The organism is Gloeocapsa sp. PCC 7428 (genome assembly GCF_000317555.1).
In the GTDB taxonomy this organism is placed as follows: Bacteria; Cyanobacteriota; Cyanobacteriia; order Cyanobacteriales; family Chroococcidiopsidaceae; genus Chroogloeocystis.
In genome coordinates, this window is the sequence record NC_019745.1 from 2,393,617 (window position 1) to 2,408,759 (window position 15,143).

Genomic DNA, 15,143 nt, shown 5'->3' on the forward strand with positions numbered 1-15,143 from the left:
TGAATGCCAAGAAGCAACGTACGTCCTTTAACTACATCGGCTTCAATCAACGTCTACAGACCGTGGCAGATCGTCGCCACCAGCTTACCTGCTGCAAAAAAGGACTTGACGAACTGTACTGCTTGAGAATTAGTAGGTAGTTGGTCGGGATTTAAAGCACCTCCAGGTAAAAGTAGTGCATCGTATTCATCAGGGTTAGCCCACTCTAGTGGCATACCTACAGGACAGTGCGATCGCATCCTACTACAAATATAGTCAAAGTAATTGATGCTCATAATAAGTGCTATAGCCTAGCCAGTCTCCACGAGTTTTCCACTATTACGATCTAGTGTTATAACTTCGATTCTTCTTCAGTTTTTAGAACTAGTATGTTTTACAGTTATGGAGTTGAAAAACTTGCATAAGGAGACAATTAAGCAAATTTTTAAACAACCCGTTTTATATTTAGGAATGCTCGTAATTGGTAGTGCTGGATGCGAATCTCTAGAAAATAGAAATGCTCAAATCCAACCTTCACCTACTCAACAAGTAGCTAATTTGCAGAACAATGCCAACTTTGTGGCTGAGGTTGTTCAAGAAGTAGGACCAGCAGTTGTAAGAATTGATGCTACCCGCACAGTTGAAGTCCCTGCTGCTAGTAGTAACCCGCTAATTGAGCGATTTTTTGGTGAAGAACTGTTTCCGCCAGAACAGCGAGTTCAACAAGGTATCGGTTCGGGATTTATTATTAGCCCAGATGGTCGCATCCTCACTAACGCTCATGTGGTGGAAGATGCCGATGAAGTATCAGTTGTGCTAAGAGATGGGCGGCGTTTTGCTGGAAAAGTTGTCGGTGCAGATCCTATTACGGATGTAGCAGTTATTGATGTCGAGGGAACAAACTTACCTGTAGTTAAGCTAGCTAATTCTGACAATATTGTCGTCGGGCAATGGGCGATCGCAATTGGTAATCCTCTTGGTTTAAATAATACCGTGACTCAAGGAATTATTAGCGCTACAGGACGAAGTGGTTCAGATATCGGTGTCAACGACAAACGACTTGATTTTCTGCAAACCGATACAGCAATCAATCCTGGTAATTCTGGCGGACCTTTGCTCAATGCTCAAGGCGAAGTCGTAGGAGTGAACACTGCTATTATTGGTGGAGCGCAGGGATTAGGGTTTGCTATTCCGATTAACACTGCCCAAAGAATAGCAAATCAGTTAATTTCAACCGGTCGAGTTGAACACCCATACATTGGCGTGCGATTAATTGAACTGACACCAGAAATTCAGCAAGAAATTAATCAGAGTAATCTTGGTTTTAAAATTGAGCAAGAACAGGGAGTTTTAATCGTTGACGTTGCTCCCAACTCTCCAGCAGCCCGTGCTGGTTTACGTCCAGGTGACATTATCACTCAAATCAATCAAGTAGAAATTCAAAATGCCGACCAAGTACAAGACTTGGTAGAAGCAACCAACTTAGGTAAAACACTCCAAATTACAGTTAATCGTAATGGTTTACCTCAAGAACTAACTTTGCAACCAGAACAGTTACCAGCTGCTTCTTCGTAACAAGTTTGATGAGCTTCCTTACTCGACCAGTTGAGCTAATTGATTCGCCGATAAGGATTGCACTACACTCAGAGCTAGAGGTGGTTGACTAATGGCTTGAGCATAGTCAGCGCTCAGGTAGGGAAAGTATTGCGGCGAACCTGCTATATAAGTTGCAAAAAAAGCCACACTCCAAGCTCTAAGATAACGACGAGCCAACGCAGGGTCTGAACCGATAACTGATTCGGGAATAGGTAAAGGTTCGGTATTAGGATCGGATTTATCGGCGGCGGAAAAATGCGTTCCACTAGTGAATAGAAGAAGATATTTGTTCTTGGCACTAAGCCAGGTAAAAGGCAAAATTTGTTCAGGTAAAGCAGGTGCAACTTTATCGGCACTACTACTTACAATTGCCACTGGAATTTGAATTTGGCTTAACCCGTCTCGACCAAAAATACTGCTCGTAATTGGATTAATAGCGATCGCTGCTTTGATTCTTTTATCCTGCAAATCATATTGAGTACTTGGTAGTTCGATCGTCCGACACTGAAGTAAGAGCGACAAATTAAACGTATTACTTACATTCTTGCAGTCTTGTTGCAGTTGGTCAAAATTTAGCGCAGCACCTGCTAAAGCTAATGCCGTGTATCCGCCGAAGGAGTGACCAATAACTCCGACTTGTTGCAAATCAAGAGCAAAAGATGAATCGGTGCGGTCAAGTTGTGCCAAAACATCAAGCAAATAGGAGACATCCAGAGGACGATTAATAAACTCGCTTGGTGGTGTCACAGTCTTAGCAAGACCATTTAATAGCGATCGCAATTGTTCGGCATTGCTGTTTGGATGCGAGGGAACAGCAACGGCAAAACCATAACTAGCTAACTGCTGGGCTAAATATTTAAAAGTATTGCGGTCTGAGCCTAAACCGTGGGAGATAACGATTACAGGCGCTAAATATAACTCTCCTTGGCTTGCGGCTCCTGACACTTGCGGAATATAAACATCAGCAACAAAAGCACGATCGCGACTGCGGTCATAAAGTTGTAGCGTGCGCTTATTCCAGCTAAAACTTCCTGTTTGGCGCAAGTCTGGTAACTGAGAGAAATTGGCTGATTGTTGATTGATAGCAGCAGCCGTCGATTCTTGTTGGATCAGCGCGATCGCTTGATTTGTACGTTCGATGAGAGTCTGTAATTCCTCTACTGTCTCTAGACTTTGCATCAGATCGACTCGAATGCCGTTGGTGGGGAACTGACGCAAGACATCGAGTAAGGTAAAGCCTTGTGGTTCTTGTGCGGCCGCTAATATTATGGCCGCTCGAATTGCATAAAATCCAGGTTGTCCGGCTTCAGTTTGAATAATTTGTCCCAACCTTTGTAATAGAGTTTCACCAATTGGCGAGTAAAGAAATTGGGAGATTGCCACCGGACTCAGATTGATTTTTGCAGTTAATAAGCGTCGCAGCCTCGCCAACTGTGTAGGGTTAAGTCGGCGGGTGTAATCGGCTAATCCTCCCTCGATTTTGCCTGTTTTAGCAAACTCTACTAAATTGTCGATCTCTACCGAACTTTCCAAAGCTCCATATGTTGCATAAATGCGATCGGCCGCTAATGCTGCGGTTTGAAGTTCCGTGGCTGGAAATAACAATAAAGAAAGGGTAATACTTACAGATTTGATGAGCTTAGAGGGCAAAAGTTTTTGCAATACAGCCATAATGTCCCTAAAATCTTGCGTCATATTCCACAAGCAGCCGACTCTCGCCACTCAAATTGGTAGAGGCACGTACCAAAAATTGGTCGTTGAGACGGTAAAGCAAGTTATATCGCAAGGCATCATCAGCAGCGAACACCCGCGATAAAGAAACAGAAAAATCATCAGTAATGATAAAATCTGCCTCAACTGCTAAACCCAATACTGAAACGTTTTCTGTTGGGTCAGTCACAATCGTAGGGAACAAACGTAATTGATCAATACCGATCGCTTCTCCCAATTGAGTAATCGTTCCTTGTAGATTATTTAACAGCGTAGAGCCTGCTATTGTGGCAAGTCCTAAAGCAGGGTCGCCTCTACCAAAGGTATTGATAAAGGAGCCGCCTAATAGCGTGACGATTTCAGCTTCGCTGCGATTTGGATCGCTGGTCAGTTCCAAATTTTGTGCTAACTCGCTGGCTGGTCCTTGTACTGCTGCTTGTACGCGCACGGTGCGGAAGTTACCAAAACTCGTTATAGGAGTATCGCGGATCTCACCTGAGAGGGGAGAGGTTGAAACCGGCTGAATGTTTGTTGCTTCCGGTATAATTGCTACTAGAGTTACATCAAGAATCGGGTCTAGTTTTTGCTTTGGGGTGAAACGTGCTGTTTGTTCTTTGCCCCGCGCTAAAGTGAACTGAGTTGTAAATAAATTGACTTGTCCCCCTACTAAACGTACGACTCCTTGAGGACGAAGATTTGTTAAAGTACCGTTGATGATAAGATCGCCTTCTGCCTCAAAGTTGAGCAAGGGCTGGCGGACAATTTGCACATCGTCGCCGAGAATCAACTGCAAATTGGCAAGTTCTATGGCGGATTCCTTTGTAGAATTGTTAGCTGTACTGTCTAGTGCAGAAGTAGGAGCATCTGCCGTTCCTCCCAAAGATATTTGACCGTTTGCTAAGCGAATCCTGCCGCCAATATCAGGAGATAGGGCGGTGCCAGTAATGACGATATTGCCGCTGACTCCGCCTTGATAGCGTCCTTCAAGATCGACATCTAGATTGTTAAAGGATACTGTAAGGGGATTATTTGTCGCTAGCTGTTGTGCTGCTTGAGAGCTAAAAATAGGTATAGTTCCCTCTGCTTGTACTTCGCTTGTATTGTATTGCCCTGTAATGCCTGAAACAATGATGCGATCGCCGTTCAACTCCACCGTCCCCGTTATATCTGTTAGCGGTTCGGGCAAAGCGTCAGCTTGTAAAGTGGCATCATTTACGACTGCTGTCCCCGTTACTACAGGTTGGTCTAAAGTTCCTTGTACTGCAACGTTTATTTGTCCTTGACCATCAACCCAAGCAACTTGGTCAGTCAATAAATTTAACAGCGCCAAACCTTCATCTTGCACGTTGGCTTGAATGCTAATTTTGTTATTATCAGGCTGAACCGAAGCAAAGGGCAACGCTACAGGAATACTGCCTATAATTTCTACTGGCTGCGTCTGTGCTACTAATACTGTACTGCCAAAATTCAACCGTGCGTCGTTGTAGCTAAAACTCAATTGGGCATTGTCAATTGGTTGCTGATTTACACTTCCCTCAACTAGCGCCACTTCTCCTATAGCTGTGGGATTTTCTAAACTACCTGCGAGAGTAACCAGGGCATTCAAATTACCTGCCACCTGGATGGGAAATTGTGGAGAAAGAAAAGGTTCGATGAGCGATACTGGCAGCGCTTCAACTCGTACCTGTCCTAATAGTTGCTCCTGAGTTAACGTTCCTGTCAAGGCGATGAGTCCTTCACCAAAGTCAACTCGCAGCGGTAGCAGCGTCAAGACACCATTATTGTAAGTTCCTTGGGCAATAACTTCGTCAATTGTGTAATTGCCCCATACCCAGTCTTGACCGAAAAGATCGAAGCTAACGTTAAATGCTGGTTGCGTTCCTGTGGGTAATGCTCCGCTCACAGCAATCTTACCGCTGAGCGTGCCGTCTAATTCTGCTAGGGTTGGTAGCGGCGCTGCTTCTCGTTGTTGGCGCTGTTGTGCCAGCAAAGCTTCAATTTCCGAAAACCGCCGTAGTTGAGTGAGTAAGGCTCTTTCTGGTAAGCCTACAGGTACCGTTTGTAATACCTCTGCTCCAGGTATATCTTCAGGTAACAATCCACCTGCAAAGTCTTCAAAACCAAAAATACTCAGTGCTTGCAAGACATTTTCAATTCTGGCTTGGTCAAAGTTAATTTGGAATTGAAATTGTCTATCGTCTCCTGGTTGTAAATCTCCACTCAAGGAAATGCGACTTTCGCCTTGCTGCAATTCTCCCTCGGTTAAAGCGAAAGCACCAGCATCATAACGGATGCGCCCGCGAAATACATTAGCTGCCAACCGACCTACTCTTGGTCGAGCAATTTCTAAATCTCCTACTACTGTAGAATCGGCTATATTCTCGGCTAAATCGATGACTAACTTGCCAGATAGATCTCCAGCAATTGTGCCTAAATTTCGCAAGCGATTCCCTGGAATCACGTTTTGCAGCACAGCTACAGGAAAGTCTTGGACATTGACAATTAAGTTTTCGCCTTGAGTTGTACCCGTTGCTAACGCTCGATCGCGTCGGACAAAAAATGAAATTGGGCGATTATTCTCATTCAAGGTAAAAGCAATTCTGTCTTCTTGACCGCTGAGTTCTAGTTGAGTTTGCTGCCCTGCTTGATAATTTAATTTGCCAGTTAATACCGAATCGAAGGTTAAATCGTTGACTCTCAAGTTTTGCAAACTCAGATTCCCTACTGCGTTGGGGGCATCAGGAGTACCTGTAACTTTTCCGGTAAAATCTGCTTGCCCTGCTAGTGCCACATTACTAGGTATCAAACCGAGGTCTTGCAAGTCATAATCTTGCGCCTGCACATCTAAGTTGAACCCAGCAATTTGGGGTGCTGCCTGTTCTGGTAAGCGCACGGCAACAGTTCCACTCGCATTTATTCCTGGTGCAGTTGCTTTTTGAACGATAATTTGCTCTCCATTCCACCTAACTTGAGCCGTCAGGGGTTGCTCGATTACGGCTAAACCTTGAGAAAAGCGCACTTGTCCTTGGGCTTGAATATCTGATAGCTCAAACGAATTTCCAGACACGCGCAGGTTATTGGTACTCAATTGTCCCCGTAACTGAGGAGAAAAAGAGTTAAGTTGCACTCCATTAGCGTTAACAACCGCTTGAAACTGCCGATTTCTATTAATTTGACCGTTGGCTGTCACTGTACCGCCTGCAACCTGGAAAACAGCATCTCGGAGTAGCGTATTTCCCTCGTTGGTAACGACGACTTCTGCTGTACCAGGGTATGTAGCTTCAGGTGCTTTTAATTGGGCTACGGTACGGATATCGCCAGGAGAACCAGAAATCTGGGCTGTAGCTGAGACATCACCAATCTCAATTGGGGGAGAAGTACCGTAAAGCTTAGCTACAGCACTTCCTGGTACATTTTGTCCCTGGAAATTAAACGTTACTTTGGGTTGAGTTCCTAGCTGAATTTGACCCTGACCTGTAATTTGCCCTCCGACAGTTGGGGTTGCTTGAATATTGGCAAAGGTAATTTCTGGTGTTGCTCCTGTTGTCAACCGAAAGCGACTGCTAATATCTTTAAATGGAATGCGGTCGATCTGGGCAGTGTTAATCGTACTGATGGTTCCGCTTAAAATTGGGTTAGCGATCGCTCCTTGTAATTGAATGTCTGCGTTGACAATTCCCACCGTCGGAAAGGGAGACTCAACATTCAGCGTGTTGAGTAGATTATTGACGCTAACTGCTTTCACCTGACCTGAGAGGTTATAACCTTTTTGGGTATTCAGCGTCCCGCCGATTTGAATTGGAATTTTACCATAACGCGTTGTCAAATTTTGTATGGCGATCGTCCGATCCTGCTGAAATACCAGTTTCCCTTGGGTATTAGTAAATAGATCGGGAACGTTTTCAATCTTGGCAGTGACGTTACTCAGGTTAGCTGTCCCTGCGATCGCAGGTTGTCCTTTTGGTTGCAATTGCACTCTCAATTCACCATCGACTCGACCTGCTTGTAAGTTAATTGGCAAATTAATTATTCGACTGATATCAGATGCGAGTAGATTTTGAGCTTGGATATTGAAAGTCGTTTGTTGCAATGCTGCAGGGCGCGTCTCTCCAGCGATTGCGAGTTCGCCTCCTGTCTGTGGTTGACCAGTTAGCTCAAACTGAAGAAACTGCTGATTCTGTTCTAAAAAACGAGCGACTCCACTAACCTCGGTGATCGCCACTGCACCTTTAGGTCTATCTGGTTCAGGATTTGGCACTAATACAATATCGGCATCTCGCACTCGAATCGTTTCTAACTCGGTTTGAATGAAACCAGCACCACCATCTGGAGTCTTAATCTGCGTAGAAACCCACTGTCCATTTTTCGCCTGTTCAATGTATATATCGGGTTGGATTAACGTAACATTTAATTCCAATCTCCGGTCGAATAGCAATGGCAAAAGATCGAAATGAACTTCTAGCGCATCTGCTGTCAGCCGATCTGGGTCGGTACGAGTTGCGGGGAGTGATGCTGAGCTAAATCGCAAACTGTTAAGTGAAAATCTTTCTACTTCCCCTATATCTACAGGTCTTCCGAGTATCTGCTCTAGATTCCTTTCAACTAGCGGTACTAACCTTTGGTTTATCAAGATCCATCCCCAGGATACGCTTCCCACAATTGCTAGAAGTAAAAATGCTCCTATAGCAATACTGCTACGGCTAAACATCAACCACAAACGCTGATGAGAATCAGGTTCCGGTGGGCGATCGGGGAGATGCGTCATTGTTTATTCCATCCACATAGCCCTGCATCAGTTTGTTCGTTGGCTGAGCGCGTGACTATAGCAGTATCAGTTACACAAGCAAAGCTACCTTGTGCTACACGATGCAACGAACTTATAGCATCACGAAGATAAACCGAAATCGTGGAAAACTTGGGGAAGATAAATCAGCATCACGTAAGATGCTGGGCTAATTGCTGTTGATTCAAGCCTTGCTTTTGTACCTCAGTGAATTGCTCTGTTGAATTGTCCTTGAAATGTAGTTATACATGAGCCAAAACAAGATTTTTTATTGCTACCAATTTTACCGCTATTCTAGTTTCAGTATTTACGCGATCGCGCAATATTGGGATAAATTCAAAAAAGTAGTATTTTAACCAATCTACCTAAGATGCTAATGAAACAATATTGGTTTGAGCTAAAGTTACAGGTCTTAACTGCTTCGCTGTCAATAGCCGTAAGCACTTTTATTATGCCTTTTGTTAGCGCCAATGCACAGAATTTAAATCTCGTAAATAACAAAGAGAACCAACTTGCGCAGGCTGCGGATAATTGTCGCCGAGTGTTTCCTCCTGAAGGAGTATACGTACACACTCAGCCAACAGTTTACGGCTCCATAATTGGTAGTATTGCTGGTGGACGTTATGTGAGGATTGAATCGGAAAACATCAATGATTGGATACCTATTTCAATTCCTTTAAAAGGTTACGTGTTTGCGGGTTATCTTACCTCTTGCGCGCCTGCACCGCCGCCGCCGCCAAACTGCCGTCAAGTTGCAGCTACTAACGGTATATACGTCTACCAACAACCTTTGGCACAGAGTCCTATTGTCGGTTTCATCGCAAGTGGACGCTATGTCATGATTAAAAATCGAAGTAGCAATGGTTGGGCATCTATTTCAATTCCTCTGAAAGGTTATGTATTTGCTAATTATCTGAGCGAATGTTCTTGATAGGGTTGCTATATAAATGCTCTTCATTTATCTTCAGGTTTATAGTAGGTAAGTTGAGTTTTGAGTATAGTGTCGCACTATTTAAAGTGATTGCCTTTAATAAGTAGTTGTGAATTTATCTCCTTAACTCATTGTATTGCCCACATGTTGTTCATGGGTTTTAAGAGTGCTGAGGGGATTTATATTCCTATTTACATAGCCCGCTATTTCTTAAGTCGTATTTTAGTAACGAGTAATCATTTCTCCACGAGTTTTCCACTATCTCAAATTATCGTTTTTGAAGTCAGTATACATTGCTTATTACAGATATTTCGTGAAATATAGTTTTTCTGTTAGATAAGCGATCGCGAAACATTATGTATCATAGCTTTTTCAATGTTTTCTTGACAAAAAGGTATATATGAATAGAATCAATCAGCTTTATTTACGTAGAAAAGTTGGGATTTGGGGAAGCATCTTTGGAGGATTACTCATTGGCATACCAGCCATACCGCTAGCAGCAAGTGCCCAATCCTCAGTCCTCAATCCCTGTCCGCGTATCTACTACGAAGAACCTTTCAACAGTAGAAATTTTGTACCCCAAGGTTGTCCACCGAATGCATTTACGCAACAATATGGTGCATCGTCGGCAACTCCTAATCGGATCATCGTTAACCAACAACCAAGTGACACGGTTGCAGGACAAAACCCTCCAGGTTTACCAGGTAGCGATCTAACTCCCAATCGCATCGTTCCAGCTGACGCACCTACTACACCAGGAGAAGTGGTTCCTACACCAGGTCAACCAGGAGTAGCAGTTAGAGGAGTCACTCCAGGAGTGACTAACCCCCCAGGAACACCCCAGACACTTCCAGTACAGCCCCCCTTACCAGAAGAACGTAGTGAACCAGTAGCACTGCTTAAGCCGACAGGTCAACAAGTTAGCGTGAGACTGAAAAATAATACTAACGCACTCGTTACTTATGAAGTTACTGGACATACTGGACGGCGCTACTTACCGGGTGGAGAAGAAGCGACATTGCAAAATGTGCCATTACCAGCAACGATAACTGTTGTCCGCCAAGATGATGGATTTGTGAAGATCTTACCAGTGACGACAGACGCTGAACCAGGTCTACTAGCAGTCTCACTCGATGAAGATGCAACTCCCCTTGATGATAATCAAGGCGTAATCAGAATTCAAAGCGATGGTCAAGTTTTTGTGAACTAAGGATGCAGATGCAGTGCTTTAGACAAGCAGCGATTGCAGAATGACCTTCCTGATTCGTAGCAGCGCGATCGCCAGTTGATTGAAGCAGTACTTGTCACTTAGTGCGATCGCTACAACAACACATACACCAACTTATGGAGAGGAGCGAACAATGATGAACATTAACCGTATTAGAAGCAGTGGAATACGTGCGAGTGCTGTCACTTTAGCATTAGTAACGACACTCGTTGCTGCTTGCACTGACAACCAAGTTGCAGGCGGTCCCACAGCAGATAGTAATGTAACCACAGAAGAAGTAGCTGAGGAAACAGCAGAACTAATCGGTAAACCTGTAACCGTAAGAAGTGAAGCTGCAAAGAAAATTGGCGAAAGTACCTTCACCATTACAAATGACGAGTTGTTTGGTGCAGATGAAGTTTTGGTAGTTAATGCTACTGGAGAGCCTTTCGTTCTTCCGGCAACTGATACACAAGTTCAAGTAACAGGTACAGTTACTCGGTTTGTCGTTGCTGATGTAAACCGAGTGTATAATTTGGGTTTAGATCCTAACTTGTACGTTGACTACGAAGGTCAACCTGCAATCATCGCACAATCGCTTGCGATCTCACCAAAACCAGGTGAAATTACTGAAAATCCTGGTGTTTATTATGACAAAGTAATTGCAGTTCCTGCTGAAGTTGAAAACATCGTCGGTCCTAATGCATTTACGCTTGATGAAGATCAGTTAATTGGTGCGAGCGATCTGTTAGTTTTAGTTCCAAATCCTCAACGCCCAGTTGAAGAAGGTGCAAAGGTTGTCGCTACTGGTGTACTTCGCCAATTCGTCGTCGCTGACTTAGATAGAGATTACGATTTAACCTGGGATTTGGATTTACAACGCAGGCTAGAAGCAGAATACGCTAACAGACCTGTGCTTATTGCTCAATCAGTATATCCAGCATCACAAGAATAAGTAGTAACATCATTGCTGTTTGCAGAAACCAACCTATATTCGTATAGCTCGCTAGCCTAACACAGGCAATCTGAAATTATAAGGATTTGCTCTGCTGAACTCATAGCAGGGCAGGTTTCTTATTTTTGACAAAAAATAGCCTCTGTACATAAGTCTACTTAGTTTAAGGGTATTAAAATAATTTACATTTACGCTTTTATAAACTTATTTATCAATATAAAAAATAACAATGAATTTAAAGATATAGCAAGACACATTTAGGTTAGGACAAGTAGATTTAGTAAATGTATTGCTATACAAAGCTTTTAAAAAAGCTAATAGCTAACAGCTAATTGCTAACGGCTATATTAATTACTTTATCTGCTTTTAGTTAGAATAAAATTTTTAGTTTTATAACTTAAGATTGATTTTATCAAAATAACTAAACGATAGATTGTTAAATAGATTCTGTAATAACTTTGACAAGGAGAAACCAACTATGAAAAACTCTTTTTTACTTAAAGTTACTGTAGCAAGCTTGCTAACAGTAACTACAACAATTTTACCTTTCTCTCTATCTGCTAATGCTCAAGGAGTTGCGCCTGGAGTAGTGTCAGAAGAGGTTTATGAAGACGATGATTTTGATTGGGGTTGGTTAGGATTAATTGGTTTATTTGGTTTAGCAGGCTTAGCAGGGAAGAAACGCTCTGAACCCACAGCTTATCGCGACCCTGAAGTAAGAAGATAAATCAAAGTACAGATTCTTATGTAATGCTAATCACATATTCAAGTATTAGTAAAGAAGGTTTATTACCTCTTTTATCAAAGTGCTGCAAAAACAGTTCATTTGATATTTCAGCAATGAAAAGGGATTTTAAAGATGAAGCGTCTTAAATTTTCTAAAATTGTTAGTGCTGGCGCTTTAATGCTGAGTACAGCAATTTTGTTTCTAACTCTCTCTGCTTGCGCTCCAACTCCAGTAACTACCGTTCCAGCTGCCCCTGTAGTCCCGCCTACGCGAGTTGTGTATGCTGATGATGGTTTTGATTGGGGATGGCTAGGGCTAATTGGTTTATTTGGTTTGTTTGGCTTATCTCGTAAAAAAAGCCGCATAGAAACTACTGCATACCGAGAGCCAGATGTGGTTAGTCGCACCGATTATCGGGAATAAAATTTCTCGTTTTTTTCAAAATGTGGACGAAAAAATAGTTGTCAAGTGTGAGAAACGTCAGTAAATAAACAGCGAGCCTTAGAAATAACATCTAAGGCTGTTTTTTTTGAAAATTTATTTAAAGCAAATAGCGAAGTAAGGTAGGACATTATGAAAGAAATTGTAATAAATTGCATGACTTTTACAGAAACAGAAAAAGCACAAGTATAGCAACTTTTATCAATAGCGCTCGCAGCACATAAAAATGAAATCAGGGTGAAATCGCTGCCCTTCGTTTGAGTGAAATTGCTGTTACGTCATCAGACAGAGATATCAATGAGTTGAAATTTGTATATTCACAAAATAAGGATTTGAACGGGAAGATTAATATGCCTCATCAACAATATCAAACTAGTATTGACGCAGCAATTCACTGCGCGTATGAATGCGAACATTGCGCCGATCAGTGTTTAGGCTCAATGCCAGAATGCGCTCGTCTTTGTCGCGATTGCGCTCAGATCTGTTGGGCGATCGCAAGTTTTATGAGTCGCGGTTCGCGCTTTATTCCGAATGTCGTTCGTGCTTGCATAGATATCTGCGAAGCCTGTGCAGCAGAATGCGAACAGCACGATAGTCCACACTGCCAAAACTGTGCTAAAGCTTGCCGCCAAGCCGTAGAAGAATATCGTAAGATTGCAGACATTGCCGCAGCACGAGCTTAATTAGTTCAGAATTAACAATCGTTTGGGGTAAAGCAGATGATAGGAGATGGTAAGGAACCTATACAGCAGAAAACGCGATCGCATCACAACGAGCATAACGGTCATCACGCACACCACCAACAGAATGCCGATACTCCCCATCACGGACACGCTGGACATTCTGGACACGGAGGACATCCAGGACATCACGATCCAGCAATTTTTAAGCGACGGTTCTTTATCTGCTTAGTCCTTACAATACCTATTCTGTATTTTTCTGAGCAATTGCAAGGCTGGTTAGGGTATGAAGCGATCGCCTTTCCTGGCTCTAACTGGATTAACCCTATTCTAGGTATCGTCATCTACTTTTATGGTGGCTGGGTATTCCTACGCGGAGCCTGGAGCGAACTGCATAGTAAAATTGGCATGATGACCTTGATTGCGCTGGCAATCACAGTTGCTTTCGTCTACAGCATCGCAGTTTCTCTTGGTTTACCTGGAATGCCCTTTTTCTGGGAACTAGCAACGCTGGTAGATATTATGTTGCTGGGACACTGGATTGAGATGGCTTCTGTCGCTGGAGCCAGTCGCGCCTTAGAAAATTTAGCCGAACTCGTACCAACACAAGCGCATCGATTGCAAAACGGCAAGATTGAAGATGTGCCTGTTAGCGAAATTACCGTAGAAGACGTTATCCTGATTCGTCCAGGGGAACAGATACCTAATGACGGCGTAGTCATTGAGGGAGATACGAGCGTGGATGAGTCATTTCTGACTGGAGAATCTCGTCCCGTTCCCAAACAACAGGGGAATGAAGTCGTCGCTGGTTCTGTTAATGGCGAAGGTTCGGTGCAAGTCAAAGTTACTCGCGTTGGTGGTGAAACCACAATCAGTCAAATTATGCGCTTAGTGGAGGAGGCGCAAGGATCGAGAAGCCGCTATCAAGTATTAGCCGATCGCACTGCATATTGGTTAACCTTAATTGCGATCGCAGCAGGGACAATAACATTTATCGTTTGGCTGTGGCTGAGCGATTTGTTATTTGCGATCAATCGTAGCGTTACTGTACTCGTCATTACCTGTCCTCATGCATTGGGATTAGCAATTCCCCTCGTTGTTGCCAACTCTACAGGGCTAGCCGCTAAAAACGGAATTTTGGTACGCAATCGCGATGCCTTGGAACGGGCAAAAGATATCAAAACAATGGCATTTGATAAGACGGGAACCTTAACAGAAGGTAAATTTGGAGTGCAAAGAGTCTATGCCGAGCGCATCGATGAAAGCCAAGCATTAGCGATCGCTGCTGTGTTAGAAACGCCTTCCGAGCATCCTTTAGCTAAAGCTGTAGTCACAGCCGCCCAACAACAAAGGCTAGAGTTACCGCAGATGTCTGACTTCAAGACAGTGACGGGTAGGGGAGTCGAGGGCGATATTCGCGGTCAAATTTACCGCATTGGACGACCAGAATGGGTATCAGAGCAAAAATTGCCAATCTCAACATCGCTGCAAGCAGGATTGACAAAAGCAGACGAGCGCGGTGAGAGTGCAGTCGTGTTGATGGACAATCGCCAAGCGATCGCCGTTATATCAATGGCAGATCGCGTCAGAGAACGAGCACGGGAAGCAGTGAATCAGTTACACGCTAAGGATATTCAAGTCGTGATGATTACGGGTGATGCAGAAGCTGTAGCAAAAACAGTGGCTCAAGAGTTAGGTATAGATCGCTACTACGCCCGCGTTTTACCAGAAGATAAGGTCAAGATTATCAGCCAGTTGAAACGAGAAGGTGCAACTGCTTTTGTGGGAGATGGTATCAACGATGCTGCGGCGCTTTTGGAAGCAAATATGGGAATTGCGATCGGTGCGGGAACAAATGTCGCAATTGAATCGGCAGATTTAGTGTTGATTGAAGACGATCCGCTTGATGCCGTCAAAGCTTTAAATCTAGCGCAGAAAACCTACAGTAAGATGATTCAAAACCTATTCTGGGCGACAGGATACAACGTCATTGCGATTCCTCTGGCTGCTGGCGTTGCCTCTGCTTGGGGTATTCTATTATCTCCTGCTGTGGGTGCATTACTCATGAGTCTTTCTACGGTGATTGTGGCAGTTAATGCGGTACTATTGCGCCGCGCGAAACTGGCTTAATCGA

At 43.6% G+C, this 15,143-nt stretch carries 11 protein-coding genes; 8 read left to right on the forward strand and 3 right to left on the reverse strand.

Annotated features, from left to right (window positions below; all coding sequences use genetic code 11):
* Window positions 1-53 precede the first annotated feature (53 nt).
* Window positions 54-275, reverse strand: coding sequence for a DJ-1/PfpI family protein (locus tag GLO7428_RS29450; RefSeq protein WP_255348372.1), 222 nt, complete (start codon window positions 273-275; stop codon window positions 54-56).
* Window positions 276-381: 106 nt separating this feature from the next.
* Between GLO7428_RS29450 and GLO7428_RS10465 the strand changes: the two genes are divergently transcribed.
* Complete coding sequence (locus GLO7428_RS10465) at window positions 382-1,554, forward strand: HhoA/HhoB/HtrA family serine endopeptidase (protein ID WP_015188520.1); 1,173 nt, start codon at window positions 382-384, stop codon at window positions 1,552-1,554.
* Between the two features lie 18 nt (window positions 1,555-1,572).
* Here GLO7428_RS10465 and GLO7428_RS10470 read toward each other — a convergent pair whose 3' ends face one another.
* The gene (locus GLO7428_RS10470; protein WP_015188521.1) at window positions 1,573-3,246 is read right to left on the reverse strand and encodes an alpha/beta hydrolase; all 1,674 of its coding nucleotides are present in this window, start codon (window positions 3,244-3,246) and stop codon (window positions 1,573-1,575) included.
* Window positions 3,247-3,253: 7 nt separating this feature from the next.
* Window positions 3,254-8,050: a translocation/assembly module TamB gene (locus tag GLO7428_RS10475; protein WP_015188522.1), complete on the reverse strand. Its 4,797-nt coding sequence runs from the start codon at window positions 8,048-8,050 to the stop codon at window positions 3,254-3,256.
* Between the two features lie 469 nt (window positions 8,051-8,519).
* Between GLO7428_RS10475 and GLO7428_RS10480 the strand changes: the two genes are divergently transcribed.
* The 7 genes from GLO7428_RS10480 (at window position 8,520) to GLO7428_RS10510 (ending at window position 15,139) form a co-directional block, all read left to right on the forward strand.
* Window positions 8,520-8,999, forward strand: a complete 480-nt coding sequence (locus GLO7428_RS10480; protein ID WP_155823682.1) for an SH3 domain-containing protein — start codon at window positions 8,520-8,522, stop codon at window positions 8,997-8,999.
* 400 nt (window positions 9,000-9,399) lie between these two features.
* The gene (locus tag GLO7428_RS10485) at window positions 9,400-10,209 is read left to right on the forward strand and encodes a hypothetical protein (RefSeq protein WP_015188525.1); all 810 of its coding nucleotides are present in this window, start codon (window positions 9,400-9,402) and stop codon (window positions 10,207-10,209) included.
* A gap of 151 nt (window positions 10,210-10,360) precedes the next feature.
* Complete coding sequence (locus GLO7428_RS10490; RefSeq protein WP_015188526.1) at window positions 10,361-11,161, forward strand: hypothetical protein; 801 nt, start codon at window positions 10,361-10,363, stop codon at window positions 11,159-11,161.
* Between the two features lie 478 nt (window positions 11,162-11,639).
* A complete protein-coding gene (locus GLO7428_RS10495) occupies window positions 11,640-11,888 on the forward strand; it encodes a WGxxGxxG family protein (protein ID WP_015188527.1) in 249 nt (82 codons plus the stop codon).
* A 132-nt stretch (window positions 11,889-12,020) separates the two neighbouring features.
* Complete coding sequence (locus GLO7428_RS10500; RefSeq protein WP_015188528.1) at window positions 12,021-12,311, forward strand: WGxxGxxG family protein; 291 nt, start codon at window positions 12,021-12,023, stop codon at window positions 12,309-12,311.
* A 368-nt stretch (window positions 12,312-12,679) separates the two neighbouring features.
* Window positions 12,680-13,012 carry a four-helix bundle copper-binding protein gene (locus GLO7428_RS10505; protein WP_015188529.1) on the forward strand — a complete coding sequence of 111 codons (333 nt, stop codon included), beginning with the start codon at window positions 12,680-12,682 and terminating at the stop codon, window positions 13,010-13,012.
* A 36-nt stretch (window positions 13,013-13,048) separates the two neighbouring features.
* Window positions 13,049-15,139 (forward strand): heavy metal translocating P-type ATPase, encoded by a 2,091-nt coding sequence (locus GLO7428_RS10510; RefSeq protein WP_015188530.1) that lies wholly within the window; start codon window positions 13,049-13,051, stop codon window positions 15,137-15,139.
* Window positions 15,140-15,143: the final 4 nt, after the last annotated feature.